Genomic DNA, 20,619 nt, shown 5'->3' with positions numbered 1-20,619 from the left:
AAGCTTTATTTAAACTGAGTAATATAAATAAGCTGGTTAACAACAATTGAAAGCGTTATCAATCTCAATGCTTAATAAAGGAGGAGAATTATGTATCGTGGACCAAAAGATCCTGCAGGTAGGCCAACTATTGATTTAAGGAAAGAGGACATCAATGTTGTAGATACAAAAATTGCTAAACAATCAGTTGTCGCCACTTCACTTGGCAATGCAATGGAATGGTTTGATTTTGGGCTTTATTCTTATTTAGCTGTAACAATTGGTCAAGTCTTTTTCCCACAAATTGATCCATCCTTTCAATTGATTTATGCTTTTGCCACATTTGCTATCGCCTTTATTGCCCGACCCATTGGGGGGATGATCTTTGGAATTATGGGGGATCGGGTTGGACGAAAGAAGGTTTTGTCTCTCACCTTAATCTTGATGGCCGCATCCACGCTAAGTATTGGTTTGATTCCGAGCTATGCAACGATTGGAATAGCTGCGCCTATTTTGTTGCTTATAGCTAGATTAATTCAGGGGTTTTCTACTGGGGGAGAGTATGCCGGGGCAATGACATTTATTGCTGAATCAACACCAGATAAAAAACGTGGTTTTCTTGCAAGTGGGCTAGAAGTAGGAACCCTTGTTGGTTTTTCTGCTGGGGCAGGCTTGGTTACCTTTTTAACTTTTCTACTTGGTCCGGATAAAATGATTGAATGGGGCTGGCGCTTGCCGTTTTTAATTGCTGGTCCACTAGGAATTATTGGATTCTATTTTCGTTCTCATCTAGAGGAAACGCCAGCTTTTAAGGCGATGGCTGAAGCGGAAGTAGAGGAAAAACAACGAGCTTCGCTTAAGGAAATACTCATTAACCATTGGAAACCCCTTTTGGTTTGTATGGGCATCGTGCTCTTTTATAATACGATGGATTACATGGTACTTACTTATATGCCATCTTATTTATCTAGTGAGCTCGGTTACGGTGAAACGAAGGGATTGCTTTTAGTTCTTCTTATTATGATTTGCATCATCCCAATCATTTTGACAATGGGTTATCTGAGCGATCGTATAGGTCGTAATCGCATAGTAAAAGGGGCTCTATTAGGTGTTATTTTATTAAGTATTCCTGCATTTAAAATGATAAGTTCAGATAACGATATAACTGCTTTTCTGGGACTGCTTATTTTAGGAGCTTTACTTGCATCTTTTCAAGGAACATTGCCTGCAACCTTACCTTCATTATTTTTTACAAAGGTGAGATACGGGTCGCTTGCCATCACCTACAACATTTCAACCTCTTTGTTCGGAGGAACAACCCCCCTTGTTATCGCTTGGTTAGTAGGGATCACGGGAAATATTATGATTCCAGCTTATTATTTAATGATTGCTTGTACGATCGGCCTTGTTATATTTGCATGTTTCGTTAAAGAAACCGCTGGTAAATCATTGAGAGGATCATTACCAGCTGTCGAAGATCCAAGTGAAATTGATGAAATTTTAAAGAAGCCGAAGGAGGCCTTGTGGTGGAAAGAAGAATTGGATGCAGATATAGAACATAAGACACAGGCAATTAAGAGCCAAAAAACAAAATATATCAATTAAATAAACATATAAAAGATCGTATTGTACCTTAAGACCGTCTGATAGAGTGAGACGATAAAAAACACCTTTAAGTTGAAACGCAGGTAGGGAATGCCTGAAACTAACTAGAAGGTGTTTTTTCTATGGGAACAAGAGTGAGCGAGACGTCAGAGATCATTAGAATTTATCCTATATGGTGATATGGAAACTTGGCACAGAACATAGCGGCTGCGAAGAGTGCGTTAAAATGCTCTCTTTTCACTTTTTGACAAAATCTTCTTAATTCATAAACTACGAACAAATTATTACATTTATTTCAATGTTTCATTGACCTTTAGCAAAAAATAGCATAAAATACGAGACATTGACATTGGTTATTTTGCTAAATAATAGAAAAGCCGAGTGAAATTAATACGGTGTAGATAGATTCATATTATCTAGCCATCATTAAGGGGATTTAGAAACAATGAAAAGATTACGCTGGCCTGCTTGGGTCGTTCTTGCCTTGCTCTTTCTTTTTGTCCTAGTAGGATTTAACCGCATATTGGAAACTGTTACATACGCACAAAATGAGAAAGTGGAAACAAAAAAACTAAGCAATTATCCGGGATTGCATTTGGAAACACGAACAAGTGAAACAAAGAATTATACATTGGCGATCAGCTTGCCTGTTTCTGATGATGAGCAGCTCAATCACGCTATTCAGCAGTGGATCGACGAGCAAAAAACTCAATTTCTTGATGGAGTAAAGGCTCATAAAAAACTATTCGGAAAGCAAAAGCGTGCTAATTTAACCATTAAAGTAGATACGACTAAAGTGAACGATCATATATATAGCCTCGTTTTTTCTTCTTACCAGTATATCGATGGGGCAAACAAAAAAGAGGCAATAAAAACATTCACAGTAGATATTACCCATAAAAAGATTTTAACCGTTACAGATGTTTTAAAGGATGGAAAAGAAAATTTAGATGAAATCCGTTCGTTAGTCACCAAACGGTTAAATAGTCAGGAAGACATTGCCTACTATGTGATGGATGATTTGCTGGCTGAGGCTTTGAAAAACCCTAATCAGTGGGAATGGTCAGTAAACAAAAAGGCGTTTACTTTGTACTTTGATAAATATGAAGTGGCAGCCGGTGCAGCTGGTTCCTTAAAAGCTGTCATTCCAATTGAAAAAGTTAAGCCGTTTTTAAAGGAAGGTATTACCAAAGAACTGAATATATCGGATCAGCTACAAGAAAAGCCTGCTGGGCATAATGTGAAAACAGTGAAATTGGACCCGAATGGGAAATATGTAGCCCTTACATTTGACGACGGGCCCAATTCAACCTCGACACCGCAAGTATTAAAGGCATTAAAAGCTCATCATGCGGTTGCCACTTTCTTTATGCTTGGCAGTCAGGCAGAGTATTACCCAGCCATAGCAAAGCAAGTGCTGGAGGCGGGGCATGAAATAGGAAGCCACACAGAGAATCACCGAGATCTCTCCACTTTAAAGGATGCACAAATCCAGCAGGAGTTAGGAGAGGCGAGCCACAAGATTGAAGCAGCAGTCGGCCAAAAACCGACACTGCTGCGTCCGCCATACGGAGCTTACAATGATAAAGTAATGTATGCAGCGAAAAAAAACCGTACACCCATTATCTTATGGTCTGTTGATTCACTCGACTGGAAAAGCCGTAATGCTAAGGCGGTAAACGACGTTGTCCTGCGGAACGTTAAACCGGGAGCCATCGTGTTAATGCATGATATTCATCTTTCGACAGCAGAAGCGCTCCCTTCATTATTAACTGCGCTTGAACAGCAAGGCTATCAATTTGTGACAGTCTCCCAATTACTGTCGTTGAATGATCATTCGGATATGGGACCTTATTTTAAAAAATAAATTGATTATTTACTAGCTAGAACCTTAAACAAACACCATCTGGGTATTCAGATGGTGTTTGTTTGTTAAACTTTGTCATTAATAACGAGCTTTTGATTCACTTTACTTTCACCATAGAATTTGAACTTATTGAGCTTATATGTTTCTATTAGTGTAAGAATTGATCGAAAATTGACTTTTTTTATTCGTTAAATTTTGGAGAAATCTAGTTTAAAATGAGAAAGGTGCAAGCTTGCCTGCTCGTAACACAAAATAAGTAAATGGGGTGGAATAATGGATCGTATTCAAGAAAAAATAGACCATTCTTACGTACAACACATTTGGAAGGCAAAGCAAAACATTAAGCAGCTTGTTTCTCCGACTCCCTTCCTTCCGTCCGCCGTTTTATCCGAGAGATTGCATTCAGATGTTTATTTGAAACTAGAAAATTATCAAGAAATCGGGGCATTCAAAGTGCGAGGGGCAGCAAATAAAATCATCGGCTTATCAACCGATGAAAAACAAAGAGGTGTAGCTGCATTCTCGACTGGCAACCATGGTCTTGCCGTTGCTTTCATCGCTAGGAAGCTTGGAATAAAGGCCGTTGTCTGTATTTCCCATCGTGTTCCAAAGGTCAAAGTCGAGGCCATTCGACGTGCCGGCGCTCAAATTGAACTTATCGGAGAAAGCCAGGATGAGGCAGAAAAATACTGTTACAGTTTGCAGGAGAAACATGGAATGACTGTTATTAAGCCATTTGATGACTTGGATGTGATCGCTGGACAGGGGACCATTGGCATTGAAATTATGGAAGCGCTTCCGGAATTAGACACCATTATTATTCCGCTTTCGGGAGGAGGCCTGCTTGCAGGTGTAGCCTTAGCGTTAAAGTCTATTAACCCTTCTGTTCAAGTGATTGGTGTTTCTATGGAAAGATCACCCGTTATGTACGAGAGCATTCAGGCTGGCAGGCCAGTGGTGCTCAAAGAACAGCCTACACTAGCCGACAGCTTGCTTGGAGGCATAGGAGTAAACAACGAATATACATTTGATATTGCAAGAAGGTATGCGGATGATCTTCTGCTCGTGTCGGAGGAAGAGATTGCTGATGCGATGGTTTTTATGATGGACCATCACAGAATGATTGTTGAAGGGGCAGCTGCTGTTGGTGTAGCCGCTCTATTGCAAGGCAAAGTAAAATGCAGCGGCAAAAAGGTGGGCACGATTATAACGGGAAACAATGTCGATTTGCCGGTTGTTCTAGAAGTCATTCAAAAACACCAGCAGCAAAGAAGATAATCTTTTCAACCAGTCTAATAAAACCTCCAAAACAACGAAGATGGGAGAGATAAGTAATGCTTTTGACCGTTAAAGAAATTACACAACTCCAATTATTAAAAACAGCAAGAGTAAAAACGGGAAAAGAAACATTGACTAATAAAACGGTTGAATGGGTATCTGTTATTGAAAGTCCAGTCGAAAACTTTGTAAGAAAAAATGAATTTGTCCTAAGCACCGGAATTGGATGTCATGAAAATGTGGATTTATTACTGGAATTTGTAAAAGACGTGTATGACTCGGGAGCCTCTGCATTAGCCATCGCAACGGGAAGGTATGTGTTTGATATCCCGGAGGAAGTGGTCCAGTTTGCTGAGCAGAGACAATTCATCCTGATCGATATCCCCTGGGAAATCCGCTTTGCTGATATTGTTCACGAAGTGATGAGCAAGTTGAATCAGTTAAAGCAGACTGAATTGAATCATTCAAAAGATATTCATCATCATCTCATTCAAATGATATTAGAAGAAAAACCATTGGATCATTTAGCGACTTACATTGAAGAACAATTGAATTACCCCATTTTAATTTGCAACCGTAAAGGCGAGGCGATTAGTGGCAGAGCTACTCCTGCCCGTGTATTTTCTTTGTGGAACCAATTAAACCGAACAGAAAGCCAGTATGACCTTCATCATCCGTTGCACGCAAAAATGAGAAAGCTGGTAAGTGGCAATGAACAACTGTTTCATTTAGTGATACAAACGAATGGGAACCATGAAGGGGATTTATTTGTTTTATCGACAGCTGACTCTTACTTCAGCCAAATGGCTATGCATATCATTGAACATGCTACTGTAGCACTGGCTCTGTGGTTTTCTCGTAATAGCGCTGTAATAGAATCAGAAACGGACGCTCAATATGAATTTATTCTCAGCTTGGCAAGAGGAGAGAAAATGACCGAAGAATATTTGCTGAGTCGAACAGAGCGGTTCTCTTTTAACCTCGATCTCCCATACGAGTGCATCGTTGGATTGCCAGAAAACCTAAACGAATTATTTACCCCAGATACAAACCGCAATTGGTTTGAGAAGATGAAAATCCATATTAAAGAAGAGATGATTTATGCGGCTGAAGCAGTCCAAAGAAACATTATGTTTGCAAGTGAAGGGCAAGAGTTTATTATTTTTCTTGAAACAGCTAATGGAACATCGTCTGATACGGTGAATCAATTTCTTGATTTAGTGGAAAGAAGATTGAGCCACATGTTGCCGGGAATTATTTTCTCTTGGGGAATGGGCAAGCAACGGGACGGCGTGAACTGCTTTCATAACAGCTTTCAAAAAGCGAAGGCCGCTCTAGATATGGGAAGAAGTCAAAGAGGCATTGGAAAACGGGTGCACTTTGAAGAAACGAGAATCAACCGTTTGCTGCTCAACTTAGCTTTAGACGAGGATGTGCAGGAGATTACGGTTTCCACTGTTTCCCCGCTCGTTGACTATGATGAAAAACGGGAAATGGATCTGATTAATACTTTTATCGCCTACAACAATAACAGTGGCAATGTTAGTCAGACGGCGAGAGATTTAAATCTTCATCGCCAGTCGCTATTGTATAGATTAAGGAAGATCGAATCGTTAACTGGTTTATCTCTAGTGAACCCTGATGATCTCTTTTTACTTGATTTTAGCGTGAAGGTATGGTCGACGGGAGTGATCGACCGACAAAATGTGAAAGCTGCCTTATAAGAGGGCAGCTTTTTTGTAAGGCAAATTGTCTGAATTAAAAAACTGAAAATTCATACATGTTGGCGGATGTTTTTCTACACCTTGATTTTTATAATTAACACTATCAAACGAATTTATTTTCAAGGATGAAAGCGTTGTTAATAAGGAGAAGTAAAAGGAGGATCAACATGCTGCCATTTAGTTTAAACGAATTTAAATCCCGATTGGAACAAACGAAGAAAAGCATGCTAGAAAAAGGCATCGAGGTATTGTTAATAACAAACCCGGCCAATATGAATTACTTATCAGGTTATAACGGGTGGTCCTTCTATGTTGATCAAATGCTGGTTGTTATCATTGACGAGGATCAGCCGATTTGGATCGGGAGAAAGCAGGATGCCAATGGAGCGAAAGCCACAACCTGGCTGTATGATGAAAACATTATTCCTTATCCAGAAGATCATATTCACTCAACCGTCAAACATCCAATGGACTTTGTTGCCCAGATTTTGACGCAAATCGGCCAGTCTAATCGCCGAATTGGATTAGAAATGGAGTCTTATTATTTCTCAGCTCTTTCCTACGAGCGATTGAAGAGAAACCTTCCTAATGCTCAATTTATCGATGCTAGCCTACTAGTTAACTATGTGCGCCTCGTTAAATCTGAAAGAGAAATAGAATACATGAAAAGAGCGGCTAAAATTGTTGAAATCGGCATGAGCACAGCCGTTTCCTCCATTCAAGAAGGGGTGAGGGAGTGCGATGTGGCTGCCAATATTTATAAAGACTTAATAAGCGGAACAGAAGAATACGGCGGTGATTATCCAGCTATCGTACCGCTATTGCCGGCTGGGGAGAACACTTCTACACCGCATATTACCTGGTCGGATAAGAAATATAAAAATAACGAAATGGTCATTATTGAACTGGCAGGCTGTCATCAGCGCTATCACTCACCGCTCGCTCGCACTGTTTCAATTGGCCAACCTACCAAGCGAGCACAAGATATATCAAAGATTGTGGTAGAAGGATTAAATGCTGCTTTGGATAAAGTGAAACCAGGAGCTACATGTGATGATTTAGAAAGAGCTTGGAATCAGGTCATTACAAAGCATGGCATCATTAAGGAATCAAGGCTCGGCTACTCCATGGGATTAAATTATCCTCCTGACTGGGGGGAGCATACAGCAAGCATTCGCAAAGGAGATATGACGGTATTAAAGCCGAATATGACTTTCCACTTGATTCCAGGTCTTTGGTTTGATGATTACGGCATTGAAATTAGTGAATCATTTAGAGTAACAGAAAATGGCTGTGAAGTATTAGCTAATTTTCCGCGTGAGTTAATTATAAAAGAAGAAACGAATATTTCCGTATCAAGCTCTTGAGGGGTGAAATCATTGATTATTTTTACAGAGAAAGAGATTCGGTCTCATGTGCAATTAAATAATGAAGCTATTCACGCAGTGGAAGAAGCGTTTACTGAGCTGGCGATGAACAAAGTGACAATGCCGCCTATCATGCGGGTGGACATTAAAGAGAACAACGGTGAAGTAGATGTGAAAACGGCTTATGTGGCACAAAAAGATTTATTTGCGTTAAAAGTGTCGTCAGGATTTTTCAATAATGATCAATTGGGCCTGCCCAGTGCCAATGGATTTATGGTGCTAATCAGTACAAAAACAGGCGAACCGAAAGCGCTACTGCTTGATAATGGCTACTTAACTGAGGTACGTACAGCAGCAGCAGGAGCAGTTGCCGCTAAGTATCTGGCGAAAAAAACAATCCATACAGCGGGGGTTATTGGAACAGGTGCTCAAGCAAAATACCAAATGAAAGCGCTTAAAATGGTGCGGGATTATAAAAAATTGCTTGTATATGGCCGTTCAGAACTAAATATGAAAAAGTTCAAAGAAGAAATGGAAGCCATATTGGATGTAAAAGTGATCGAATGTTCTTCACCTGAAGAAGTGGTAAAAGGCAGCGAAGCAGTCGTAACGACAACGCCCGCAAAAGAACCAATTGTACAAGCGGAATGGTTAAACAGAGGTTTGCATATTACAGCAATGGGTTCAGATGCAGAAGATAAACAAGAGCTGGAGGCAGACGTTTTACAACGGGCGGATCGAATAGTTTGTGATGCGAAATCGCAATGCCTCCGCTTAGGGGAGCTTCATCATGCTGTTAGCAGAGGAATGAGTGACGTGGAAAACTGTGTAATTGAACTAGGAACGATCACTTCAACACACACACATGGCAGACAAAATAATCGAGAAATTACCGTTTGTGATTTAACTGGCACGGGTGTTCAAGATACTGCGATTGCTCTGTATGCTTACGAACGATTAATGGCTTCAGGAAAGCTGGGATTAAAGATAGAAAATAAAAAAGAGATCAGCTTTATATAAAAAGAAGTGATTGGAAGGGATCCTATGAAGAGGCAAATGAAGAGTCTTGCCGAGGAAGCGGAAGAAATGGGTCAGCAGCTAGTTGAATGGCGCAGGCACATTCATCAATATCCAGAACTCAGCTTCAATGAATATAAAACAGCTCAGTTTGTCGCTGAAACGTTAAACAGCTTTAAGGGGATACAAGTTCAGACAAATGTGGCCAACACAGGGGTAGTAGCTACTCTTACAAAGGGCACTGGCAAAACAGTCGCCATTCGTGCGGACATGGATGCATTGCCCATTGAGGAAAAGACCGCACATGCTTTCCGGTCCCGCCACCAAGGGGTGATGCATGCTTGCGGACACGATGCTCACACGGCCATCCTGCTTGGTGCTGCCAGGCTTTTATCCCAAAAAGCAGAACAAGATTCTTTTCACGGAACGGTCAAATTTATTTTTCAGCCAGCAGAGGAAAAAACGGACGAAGAAGGCCTTTCTGGAGCTCCCCGAATGATGGAGGAGGGTGTGTTAGAAGGAGTGGACGCTGTTTTAGCCCTTCATATGTGTCCGTGGCACTCCGTAGGAACCATTCAAGTGAACGATGGATACAGCATGGCTAATGTGGATGTTTTTCACGGGACGATAAAAGGCACCGGCGGCCACGGAGGCTATCCACACCTGGGGACAGATCCTGTTTGGATGCTTGGCTCTGTTCTGCAAAACTTCTATAGTATCAGTGCGAGACGCATTTCTGCTTTGGATACCGCGGTGGCCAGCATTGGTGAAATCCATACGGGAGCAGCCAGCAATATTATCCCACAGGAAGTGGCTATTACCGGAACGCTGCGATCCTACTCTCCTGAAGTAAGAGATCAGCTTGCTGAAGAGATAGAAACAGCTTTTAAAGTCGTGGAGTCACTGGGAGGAAGTTATACATTTGCTGTTGAACGGGGAGAGCCGGCGTTGAATAACCATTCAAAAATTAACGAGGTCATTAAGGTAACAGCAAAGGAACTATACCCGTCTATAAGAATGGAACAAAAGCCGTTCGGTCTCGGAGGAGAAGACTTTGGCTATATGACGAGAGAAGTGCCGGGAGCCATGTTCTTTTTAGGGTGTGCACTGTCTGACGGAGTGAACAGGGATCTGCATACGAATATCTTTGATATTGATGAGCGCTGTCTGCCGGTGGGGGCAGCTATACTTTCTGAAGCAGCGCTGAAGTTATTAAAGCTGCCGCAGGAGTAAAGAGCGGTTCGTTATTTTATTAGGAAGGCGGGATAAAGGGTGAAGACACAAACGCTCAGTCAAAAAATGTTTATTGCCGGTAAATGGATTGGAAAAGAGAAGACCATTGACGTGTTAAATCCTCAAGATCATTCAGTAATCAGCAGTGTTCCGGCTGCCACAGCAGAAGATATGTTATTTGCGATAGAAGAGGCAAAAAACGGGGCGAAAGTGGCTGCTGCTATGCCTGTTCATGTAAGAATGGCTGTTTTGAATCGAGCGGCTCAGTATATTGAGGACCATAAAGAAAAATATGCAAGGACGATTGCCTCAGAAGGAAGCAAAACGATTAGAGAGGCGCGCTCTGAAGTAAAGCGATGCATTCAAACGTTGAAAATATGTGCAGAAGAAGCACGAAGAATTAACGGCGAGACCATTCCTTTTGACCAGTCGGAGGGAAGTGAAGATCGGGTCGGGTATTACTACCGGTTTCCAATTGGCATTGTAGCGGCCATCACTCCTTTTAATGATCCCTTAAACTTGGTCGCACATAAAGTCGGACCGGCGATTGCGTCTGGAAATGCCATCATCGTAAAACCAGCCACAGCTACACCTCTTAGTGCCCTGTTGCTCGCTGAAGCTTTTGAAGCAGCTGGCCTGCCTGGTGAAATTCTTTCTGTTGTTACTGGCAGCGGCCATGAGCTTGGCGATCCGTTAGTTACGCATCCAGCTGTCCGAATGGTTTCCTTTACTGGAGGATTGGAGACAGGAGAAGCGATTGCTCATAAAGCCGGATTAAAAAAGCTTAGTATGGAACTTGGCTCGAACTCACCTGTCATTGTTCTCAAAGATGCGGATATCAATCAGGCTGTAGAATCTACGGTTTCCGGTGCGTTCTGTGCAGCAGGACAAAACTGTATTGGCGTTCAGCGAATTTATATTGAAAAGGAGAAGTTTGAAGAATTTCAGTCATTGTTTGTTGAGCGTACAAAACGCTATCGAATAGGGGATAAACTGAAAGAATCAACAGATATGGGCCCCATGATTAATGAGAGAGAAGCTGTAAGAGTTGAAAGCTGGGTAGACGAGGCGCTTTCTAAAGGAGCAAGGCTATTGGTTGGCGGAGAGCGTAAAGGGGCTTTTTATTCGCCGACGGTTTTAACCGATGTGCCAGCCGGCTGTACTATTGCTCAGCAGGAAATTTTCGGTCCAGTTGTTTTGCTTTATCCAGTTGCAGATATTCATTCAGCAATTGAACAGTCCAATCATGTGAACTATGGACTTCAAGCAGGAATCTTTACGAAAAATATTGATAAAGCCTTTGAAGCAATTGAGAAGATGAACGTAGGCGGATTAATGATTAACGACAGCAGTGATTATCGTATTGATGGCATGCCGTTTGGAGGAGTCAAAGGATCGGGTCTCGGACGGGAAGGAGTAAAGTTTGCCATCCAGGAAATGACAGAACCAAAGGTTGTCAGTTTTAAACTCGCACATAAACGAACGATTTAATATTCTCTATAGAAAATGATCAATAAAGATCGGAGAGCGAACATAGGGTCACAGAACAACCAGAAACAATTACTTTCAACAAATAAGAAAGCATCTAACAAACGCAAGTATCAGAAAAGAATTTATGAGGAGGAACAATAATGACTGTTCAAACAACTGAAAATGTACAACAAAAATATGAGGAGCTAGCAGCAATTGATAAGAAACATTTTTTGCATCCGACATCTTCCCTTAAGCAGCATCAGGAGGAGGGACCGGGATTTATTTTTACCGAAGGGAAAGGCATTTATTTAAAAGATGTTAGAGGAAGAAAAGTCATTGATAGCTTGTCTTCCTTATGGAATGTCAACATTGGGCACGGAAGAGAAGAGCTTGGACAGGCGGCGATGGAGCAGATGAAGAAGCTGGCATTCAGTTCTACATTCGCTACTAACAGTCATGAGCCAGTCATTCAACTGTCTGAAAAAATAGCTGAAATGGCACCGGGGGATTTAACGATGACATTCTTTACTTCAGGCGGGTCAGAAGCAAATGATACGGCTTTCAAAACAGCACGCTACTATTGGCAGTTAAAAGGACAGTCGAAAAAGAAAAAGATCATCTCTCGAAAAAAATCGTATCATGGTGTATCGGTAGGAGCAACGAGTGCGACTGGATTGCCAGCATTTAGAGAGTTTCCATCTTTAGCTCCAGATTTTTATTACGTGGATTCCTCCATTGATGAATTAAAAGAACTTATTGAGCGTGAAGGCGCCGAAACGATCGCTGCGTTTATTTCTGAACCTGTTCAGGGATCAGGTGGGGTGAATTTGCCTCCTGAAGGCTATTTTCAAGAAGTACGAAAGCTTTGTGATCAAAATGATATTCTTTTTATCGCAGATGAAGTCATTACCGGGTTTGGCCGTACAGGCAAAAACTTTGGCATTGAAAATTTCGGTGTTACCCCGGATATGATGTGTATAGCGAAAGGAATAACGAGCGGCTATGCCCCACTTGGAGGAATGATTATTTCAGAGAAGCTCAAAAAGGAGTTGATTGAATTATCAGACGGCGTGTATATGCATGGATACACTTACAGCGGACATCCAATGTGCTGTGCTGTTGCTTTGAAAAACTTGGAAATCATTGAACAGGAAAATTTAATCGGCAATGTCCGGGAGATGGGAGAAGAGTTGCAAAAAGGGCTTAAGTGGCTGGAACAACGCCATGATGTTCTCGGAGAAGCAAGAGGCATCGGACTGCTAGGCGCTATTGGAATTGTGGAAGATAAAGAAACGAACAAACGATTTAAAGAACCGGTCTCTCCTAAGGTAGTGGCGGAAGCATTAAAACGCAATTTATTAGGAAGAAGTATTATTTATGAAGGGCAGGACACGCTAGCCTTTGCCCCGCCATTCTGTATTACAAAAGAAGAAATTGAAACGATTATCTCTATTATTGATGAGTCATTGATAACTGTTATGAAAGAGCTGAAAGCATAAATATAAAAATCCCCTCACTTTTCCCAATGCGGACATCCTAAAAAGTCTGTATTGGGACTTTTCCATTTCTAGCCTTCTTATGATGGTATCGACTCAGCTGTTCATGGTTCTGTAAAGAGGGAGAATTGCAATGGCTGTCTAACACATAGAAAAGCTCAACGCACGCCGAGTTTTAAGCACTTTAGAAAAATCCATTATTCGGTTTTGAGTCATCTTCTGTTAAACTCAATTTATACTTAAAAGCGTATGAGAAATTATTACTCATTTAGGGGATAGAGAATAATGGAAAAAATGAACATCTGTTTTGATGCCCTAAAAACCCAATGTCAAAAGAGAGGGCTTGATCCTCTTATTACACCTGAGTTTAAAGAGGTCTTAAATGAAAAGGAATTACAACAAAAGCGCTTGCAGCATACAAAGTTTTTACAAGTAGTCGATCACTTTTTTGAAAAGTTTATCTCCTCTATGCAAGGTGTACCTATCTTAACAGCCACCGCTGATAAAGAAGGGTATGTGATTCAAATGCTTGGAGATCAAACGATCAAGGATACAGTCAATCAACTTGGAATTAGGGAAGGCGTGCAATTTACAGAGGAAATTTGCGGGATGAATTCTGTTATTCTCGCGCTAAAATATGATCAGCCAATTGAAATGATTGGAACCGATCATTATCATCATTGTTTGCATTCATGTGCGTGTTATGGCGTGGCCATAAAAGATCCGATTGAGGGAGGTATCTTGGGGGCGATCACATTTATGACAACAATCGATCAGGCCAGTCCTCTCTTGTTGACGCTGTTATTAACGATGAAAGATTCTATTGAAAGAGAACTTCAATTGTTAAAGCAAAATGAAAAACTGTATATTCTTAATAAGCTGATGATGGACACAACGAGAAATGGCATGATGATCTCAAATAAAGAGGGTAAACTAATCGGGTTTAATCTTTCAGCCGAGCAGATAACCGGCTTGAAAAGGGAAGAAGTATTTTTTCAGCCAATTAATAAACTAGGTAGCTTTGGCGCCTACTTAAACAAAGTGCTGGGGGAAAACAAGCAGTATACTGACTTGGAGATTTCCTTTGTGCAGAAGAGCGGGCAAGAGACGACGGTTTTATTCGATGCGTTACCTATTCGTGATGAACAGCAGAAGTTAACAGGAGCATTTGCCCAAATAAAAGATATTACAGGACGTAAGAAGACAGAAGAATTATTATTAAATACTGAAAAGCTCGCAGCTATCGGTCAAATGGCGGCCGGTGTGGCCCATGAAATTCGTAATCCACTTACAACGATTCGTGGATTCATCCAGCTCGTTAAGGAAGACTTTAAAGAAGAGTCACACTTCCAGCTTATTTTAGAAGAAATTGACCGAATAAATTTTATCGTTAGTGAACTCTTAATTCTTTCTAAACCGAATGTAGTTCATTTTCACAATAAGAACCTGAACAAAATACTTAAGGAAACCATTTCTTTATTTCAAACACAAGCAAGCATGAGCAACATCCAAATGGCAACTGAATTTGCCAATAGCGAATTAATGATTCACTGTAATAAAAATCAATTAAAGCAGGTGTTTATCAACCTGTTTAAGAACAGTGTGGAAGCGATGCCGTTTGGCGGGCAATTGACGATCCGTGTTGGAGAAACAAAAGATAGAGAGGCAAGAATCCAGATCATAGATGAAGGAGAAGGGATGAAGCCGGAACAAATTCAAAAGTTGGGCACACCTTTTTATACGACAAAAGAAACTGGCACAGGGCTTGGCTATATGATTATTAAACGTATTATTGAGCAGCATAAAGGACGCTTGAACGTTAGCAGTAAAGTAAATAAAGGAACGGTCGTGGAAATTACGTTGCCGCTTATTGGTCCTTAACTAAAAGATGATAAGTAAAGGAGCACTTGGTTATGCCTACGATTCTGATTGATGCAGATGGCTGCCCGGTGGTTGACCGGGCGTTAAAAGTAGCAAAAAAGTTTGGATTAAGAGTGGTATTAATTTGTGATACGGCCCACGTTATGCAGCGGGATGGAGCAGAGACAGTCACAGTCTCGAAGGGAGCGGATGCGGTGGACTTTGTCTTGGTCAACCGCGTGAAAAAAGGGGATATTGTTATTACACAAGATTATGGATTAGCCGCCATGGTCCTAGCTAAAAATGGGTATGCCATTGACCAGAATGGCCGTTTGTATACACCTGATAATATCGATCAGCTTCTTGGCTTTCGTCATGTCGCTAAAAAGGCAAGACAGGCCGGTGAAAGAATGAAAGGCCCTAGAAAACGGCGGAAAGAAGATGATCAGCAGTTTGAAGAACGCTTCATCAGAGTAGTAGAACAGATTATAGCTGCTGAGTGATAAAGATTCTTTAAACCCCATAAAGTGGTGTGATTTATAGACAATCCTCTTCTCACAAATGGCTGTTAGAAGGGGACATAGCGTTATTTCATCTATCAAATTCCTCTTTATTTAGTTCTTCACTCATTTAAAATAATTAAGCATGTAACATGTTGATCTATAATAAAGATTGATTAAAAATCATTGTAAGCTTTTGATTTCAATGCATATAAAAAGCCAACGTTTTGAATAAGGATTATTCAAAACGTTGGCTTTTCTTTACTTTCAAGGACTGTTTTTTATAAAAGATTGATTACTTTGAGCCTTCTTGTTTCACTATGCGGAGCCCTCCGTTAGTTCCATAAAGGAAAAACCATTCTAATGGCAGCCTCATATTTTTCAACTAGTATACCTCTAGTTCGATAAGGATTCATTCAGCCCCGTTTTATTCTATAGAAGTGCAGATCTCAATATAATGTCCATCTGGGTCGGCTGCATAAGCAACTATTTGTCCCCACGGCTTCGTAATGGGTTCTTTTATGATTGGTACACCTTGTCTTCGAAGCTTGTCGATTGTAGCTGGGACATTTTCAACAGCAAATCCAATTTCAAAAGTTTGAGTTGAAACAGAGGCTTCAGGTACATTTAATCCGATTTCTTCTTTTACAGATTGGCGCGTATTAATCGAAAGCGTTGTTGCGCCGGTGTTAAATTCAACATATGCATCTTGTTGCATTTTGACAGGCAAGTCCAAAATGTCTTTGTAAAAATGCATGGTCTTTTCAAAATTGTTTACGTAAAGAATGATATATTTCATAGCCAATTTTATTTGCTTCACCCTTATCATTAAGGATTAGAAACCTTCAAAAGTTGTTCCTACAAAATCAAAGATATGTTGAAACTGCTGAATCATTGGTAAACCTTTAATGTATGGATTATCTCCACTCACTGCAATAACATAGGCTTTTTTTTGAGACATTTGTTTTTAAAATCGGGATATTGTGTGTCTCTCAAAGTCTGAGACCAACGATCAATAAAATATTCCTGTCACGAGAATAAAAACATATTTATTAACTAAACGGATGCTTTTGTCCAATAGACTGAAACAACTTTATTGTTTTTTGGCGTAAATGTGAAATTGTATAGTGCAATATGTTATAAAACGACTTTTAACAGCCTTCCTACATATGAAATGTAATAAGGCTGTTATTATAATTAAATAACTTTATTATCTCTGTGCAAATCAATAGTAGAAACATTTAATTTAGCTGTCCAATCCTCAAATTACTCCCTCTAGTGAACCATTACTTTCATTAAGGGTAACTTTCGATTTTGAAAGACTGTAGAAGAAATCTCTCCTATTCTTTTGGCTCCCATTTTCTTATAGAACCCTTCTGCATTCGGTTCGCTGTCCAGTGTAAATTCCTCTATGTTTAATTTTTTCGCTCGATCCATTACATCTCTCCACAATAACTTTCCTATGCCTTTTCCAATATAGTCTGGTTTTATAAAGAAAGCATCTAGCCTATTGGGATTCAATTCTAAACTATAAAAGGCCAGAAGTTTATCATTGTCCTCCAAAACATAGACGTGTTTTTCTTCAATATCACACGGAGTCACAGTCAAATCATCTTTACATTTTTCCATGAAGTCATCCGTATATCCCCAGTAAGCCTTTGATTGGAACGCTAATTCACTAAGCTGTAAAATTTCGTGAATTTTAGCCTTTCGTATAATCATCCGTCATCCTCCATAGGTATAAAATTTCTTGGCTTTGTGACGATGCCTCTGATTGTAATCTATCGGTTAAGCAAATAGCGCATAGTGACATGTCTATAATTGATTGTTTTATTCACACTAACAGCTCTCGTTGCAGCCATGCTAATGGCTAGTTTCATTTCTCCGATTCACGGTTGGAATTTAACTCCTTGCCTTTGAAACGATTTGCGATGGAGCAGCAGAGATTTCGGAACGAAGTCTGATTAAAATATGCTGTTTAATCCTTATGTACGGACAAAAGCACCCCCTTCATTTTGAAAAAATGATTGACTAAATCTCCTAATAGTAAAAGAGAAAGGTTAAAACAAGGTTTCCGATCCAACTTTATTCTAATTGATCAGCTTTTATTTTGAAAAGTGATAGAGAGGGAGAATGAATGGTCGCATATGTATATCAACATAGACAGATAAAGAGGAGCGGGTATCGGAGCCTGGAAGAAACCAATCCACAAAGAGTATTGTTTATTCCAGGCTCCTTTTTGGTTGGTCAAATGATAGAGTTTTTATTTAAAGAAAGAGTGCAGGTAAATTTGTTTCCTAAGGCCTTTCACACTTTTTGGGCTCTTTACATATTTTATACTTGTAGAGGTGGTGAGGTGTGAAAATGAAAAAAACAGCCATTCAGTTTGACCCATTCAAAGTGGAACAACAAGAATGGAAAAGACAGCAACGAAAGGAAAGGTACAAAAAAGCGCTGACGATCTGTTCTCCAATATTTGTTCTTTTATTATGGGAGTTTTTATCGCGAGCCGCTTGGATTGATCCCCGCTTTTTCCCGCCGCCAGTTGAGATTATTAAGACGTTGATTACTATGAGTGTGAGTGGAGAATTATTTCATCATATCTGGATTTCTCTCTATCGCATTTTTGCTGGATTTCTTTTAGGGGTTATTCCAGGTGTGGTTATTGGATTACTAATGGGGCTTTACTCGCCGATCCGTCATTTTGTTTCGCCGCTCGTAATGGCGTTAATGCCGATTCCCACACTTGCCTTGCTTCCGCTTATCATTATTTTGTTTGGCATTGGCGATCTTTCGAAAATTGTAACGATTGCGGGAAGCGTATTTTTCCCTGTTGTGATCAACACAGCCGCGGGTGTCATGAATATTGATGCGATTCATTTAGACGTAGCAAAAAATTACGGTGCCAGTTCAAAAGAGTATTTTTTCAAGATAGCCTTGCCGGGTGCTCTTCCTGTGATGCTTGAGGGTGTGCAAATGGGGCAGGCCATTGCCCTTCTAACGATTGTCGCGGCGGAAATGATGGGAGCTACTTCCGGGATTGGTTATTTAATTTGGACGTCTTATAAAGCATTTCTGTTAAAGGAAATGTTTGTAGGGTTGATACTTATCTCGTTTTTTGGTTATCTCTTTTCAGTAGCATTAAGGATATTGCAAAAAAAGCTCATTCCTTGGAGGTGACAAGATGAACGGGCAGCCTAAGATTGTGATCAAACATTTAACGAAAGTTTTTTTTAAGAAAGAGAGCCGTGTCAAGGCTTTGGATCGCATTTCTACTACTATTCAAGAAGGAGAGTTTGTTTGTCTCGTTGGACCAAGCGGCTGCGGCAAGACGACACTTCTTCGCATTTTGGCAGACTTAGAAACAGCGAGCACGGGTTCCTATGAAATTATACCGAGCCAGGAAAATCGTCCGCTTCAATCAATGGTCTTTCAAGAGCGGGGAGTGATCCCTTGGATGACAGTGGAGGAAAATGTGGCGTTCGGCTTGAAGATGAGGAAATTGCCAAAAAGTGTAGTAAAAGAAAGAACAGCTTACTACTTAAGGAAAACAGGGCTGAACATGTATGCCTCTTTGTACCCGAAAGAACTCTCAGGAGGAATGAAGCAACGCGTCAGCATTGCCCGTGCTTTTGCAAATGATCCTGAGATTTTACTGATGGATGAACCATTTGCTGCACTTGATGAGCAAAATAAATTTATTTTGCAAGAGGAGCTGCTGGCAATCTGGATGGAGACTAAGAAAACGGTGTTATTTATTACTCATAGCATTGATGAGGCGCTGTTGCTCGCAGATCGCATTTTACTGATGAGTGCACAGCCAGGAAAAATCGTTCGAGACATTCATATAGATCTGCCGCGGCCGCGTACGATGGAACAGGTACGGGCAGATCCGGGGGCCGCTGCATACTTCATGGACATTCGCAAGCATTTGCAAGATGAGGTGCAGGCGTCTAGAAATTAAGGGGGGGAAAACAATGGGAGAACGATGGTTTCGCATCTGTTTTATAATGTTGTTTGCTTTTCTACTTGTTATGAGCGGCTGTTCGCAATCAGGAACAGAAGGAAATTCAAATACAGAAACGAACAAAAAGAACCCTTCCGGTGATTTAGCGCCTCTTCAAAAGAAAACAACGGTCGTTATTGCAGAAGACGGGGCTGCTTCAGGAGCGGGGTTTTATATAGCTAAAGAGAAAGGATATTTCGCTGACTATAATATTGAAGTAAAGTTTGCTCAATTTGCTAATAGTGATGATATGTTGCCAGCTCTTGCTGCCGGTGAAGTAGATATTGCTGGTGGTGTATCGACTGCTTCTTTTTTCAATGCGATTGCTCAAGGGATTGATGTGAAAATTATTGCCGATAAAGGCCACAACGTAAAAGGAAAATCCTATTTTTCCTTTGTCATCGGCAAAGATAAACAAAAGGAAATAAAGGAATATGCTGATTTTAAAGGCAAACGCATTGCGGTTTCTACCAAAAATGGCGTAGATGATTATATATTCGAGCAAATGCTTGCACATGGAGGATTGACGAGGAAAGACGTCGAGTTTGTATTGATGCCAGATTTCGGAAGCATGCTAGCCGCTATTGACAACGGGTCCATTGATGCTGCTCTTCAAATAGAACCGTTCATCACACAGGGAGAGGAAAAAGGGATGCACGTGCGCTTTGGCGATGCAACAGATTATGCGCCAGAAGCCCAAATTGCCATGGTTCTCGCTTCTCCTAAATTTATCAATGAGGAGGAAGAGGTTTCTTTGCGATTTATGGCTGCCTATTTAAAAGGAGTCCGGGACTATAATGATGCTTTTATGAAAGGGAAACATAAAGAAGAGATCATTCAAATTATGACAAAACATACTGCTCTTAAAGATGCCAATGTGTGGGAAAATGTTTTCGTTACAGGTCTCAATCCGAACGGTGAAATGTACATGGAAGACATTAAAAAGCAATACCAGATGTATAAAGCAAATGGAGCGATTCAAGGAGAAGTAGATTTGAACAAAGCCATTGATTCCTCATTAACAGAAGAAACAATTAAAGTTATCGGAGAATATAAACAGGAATAAGCAGGTAGAGCACAGACAATTAGTCTGTGCTCTTTTTATGGTGTGCAGACGAAAAAATGTATGTAAGCCAATTTAAAGATTTCTGCATAAAATAACCCAAATGAAGAATCATAGAGAAAAGAATGAGTGTGAGCTTTAAAAATAGGGG

16 protein-coding genes and 1 pseudogene are annotated in these 20,619 nt (G+C 40.5%); 14 read left to right on the top strand and 3 right to left on the bottom strand.

Going from position 1 to position 20,619, the window contains the following annotated elements; all coding sequences use genetic code 11:
* Window positions 1–90: 90 nt before the first annotated feature.
* From CJ483_RS02475 to CJ483_RS02425, 11 genes are all read left to right on the top strand, one after another.
* Window positions 91–1,584, top strand: coding sequence for an MFS transporter (locus CJ483_RS02475; protein WP_120031606.1), 1,494 nt, complete (start codon window positions 91–93; stop codon window positions 1,582–1,584).
* Between the two features lie 445 nt (window positions 1,585–2,029).
* Window positions 2,030–3,451, top strand: a complete 1,422-nt coding sequence (locus CJ483_RS02470) for a polysaccharide deacetylase family protein (protein WP_120031604.1) — start codon at window positions 2,030–2,032, stop codon at window positions 3,449–3,451.
* 273 nt (window positions 3,452–3,724) lie between these two features.
* Window positions 3,725–4,729 carry a hydroxyectoine utilization dehydratase EutB gene (eutB, locus tag CJ483_RS02465; RefSeq protein WP_120031602.1) on the top strand — a complete coding sequence of 335 codons (1,005 nt, stop codon included), beginning with the start codon at window positions 3,725–3,727 and terminating at the stop codon, window positions 4,727–4,729.
* 56 nt (window positions 4,730–4,785) lie between these two features.
* On the top strand, window positions 4,786–6,453 hold the full coding sequence (locus CJ483_RS02460) for a PucR family transcriptional regulator (protein WP_120031600.1): 1,668 nt from the start codon (window positions 4,786–4,788) through the stop codon (window positions 6,451–6,453).
* A gap of 167 nt (window positions 6,454–6,620) precedes the next feature.
* Window positions 6,621–7,820, top strand: coding sequence for a M24 family metallopeptidase (locus CJ483_RS02455; protein WP_120031598.1), 1,200 nt, complete (start codon window positions 6,621–6,623; stop codon window positions 7,818–7,820).
* 12 nt (window positions 7,821–7,832) lie between these two features.
* Window positions 7,833–8,840, top strand: coding sequence for a cyclodeaminase (locus CJ483_RS02450; protein ID WP_120031596.1), 1,008 nt, complete (start codon window positions 7,833–7,835; stop codon window positions 8,838–8,840).
* A gap of 24 nt (window positions 8,841–8,864) precedes the next feature.
* Entirely contained in the window at window positions 8,865–10,070 is a 1,206-nt protein-coding gene (locus CJ483_RS02445; protein ID WP_120031594.1) for a M20 metallopeptidase family protein, read from the top strand.
* 66 nt (window positions 10,071–10,136) lie between these two features.
* Entirely contained in the window at window positions 10,137–11,561 is a 1,425-nt protein-coding gene (locus CJ483_RS02440; protein WP_120037759.1) for an aldehyde dehydrogenase family protein, read from the top strand.
* 140 nt (window positions 11,562–11,701) lie between these two features.
* The gene (locus tag CJ483_RS02435; RefSeq protein WP_120031592.1) at window positions 11,702–13,042 is read left to right on the top strand and encodes an aminotransferase family protein; all 1,341 of its coding nucleotides are present in this window, start codon (window positions 11,702–11,704) and stop codon (window positions 13,040–13,042) included.
* Between the two features lie 282 nt (window positions 13,043–13,324).
* A complete protein-coding gene (locus CJ483_RS02430; protein ID WP_120031590.1) occupies window positions 13,325–14,920 on the top strand; it encodes an ATP-binding protein in 1,596 nt (531 codons plus the stop codon).
* A 32-nt stretch (window positions 14,921–14,952) separates the two neighbouring features.
* A complete protein-coding gene (locus CJ483_RS02425) occupies window positions 14,953–15,402 on the top strand; it encodes a YaiI/YqxD family protein (protein ID WP_120031588.1) in 450 nt (149 codons plus the stop codon).
* A 424-nt stretch (window positions 15,403–15,826) separates the two neighbouring features.
* On the opposite strand, the gene CJ483_RS02420 is transcribed toward CJ483_RS02425, so the two are convergent.
* The 3 genes and pseudogenes from CJ483_RS02420 to CJ483_RS02410 form a co-directional block, all read right to left on the bottom strand.
* The gene (locus CJ483_RS02420; protein ID WP_120037757.1) at window positions 15,827–16,210 is read right to left on the bottom strand and encodes a VOC family protein; all 384 of its coding nucleotides are present in this window, start codon (window positions 16,208–16,210) and stop codon (window positions 15,827–15,829) included.
* 27 nt (window positions 16,211–16,237) lie between these two features.
* A pseudogene (locus CJ483_RS24855) lies at window positions 16,238–16,419 on the bottom strand (flavodoxin family protein); the annotation flags it as partial.
* Window positions 16,420–16,674: 255 nt separating this feature from the next.
* Window positions 16,675–17,121: a GNAT family N-acetyltransferase gene (locus tag CJ483_RS02410; RefSeq protein WP_120031586.1), complete on the bottom strand. Its 447-nt coding sequence runs from the start codon at window positions 17,119–17,121 to the stop codon at window positions 16,675–16,677.
* Between the two features lie 642 nt (window positions 17,122–17,763).
* Here CJ483_RS02410 and CJ483_RS02400 point away from each other — a divergent pair.
* The 3 genes from CJ483_RS02400 to CJ483_RS02390 all read left to right on the top strand — a co-directional run bounded on the left by CJ483_RS02400 (window position 17,764) and on the right by CJ483_RS02390 (window position 20,471).
* Window positions 17,764–18,579, top strand: a complete 816-nt coding sequence (locus CJ483_RS02400; protein WP_120037755.1) for an ABC transporter permease — start codon at window positions 17,764–17,766, stop codon at window positions 18,577–18,579.
* Window positions 18,580–18,583: 4 nt separating this feature from the next.
* Window positions 18,584–19,363, top strand: coding sequence for an ABC transporter ATP-binding protein (locus tag CJ483_RS02395; RefSeq protein WP_120031582.1), 780 nt, complete (start codon window positions 18,584–18,586; stop codon window positions 19,361–19,363).
* 70 nt (window positions 19,364–19,433) lie between these two features.
* Complete coding sequence (locus CJ483_RS02390) at window positions 19,434–20,471, top strand: ABC transporter substrate-binding protein (protein ID WP_259455770.1); 1,038 nt, start codon at window positions 19,434–19,436, stop codon at window positions 20,469–20,471.
* Window positions 20,472–20,619 lie beyond the last annotated feature (148 nt).

Source organism: Bacillus sp. PK3_68 (assembly GCF_003600835.1).
GTDB lineage: Bacteria > Bacillota > Bacilli > Bacillales > Domibacillaceae > Pseudobacillus.
This window is presented reverse-complemented; position numbering and strand designations above follow the sequence as displayed.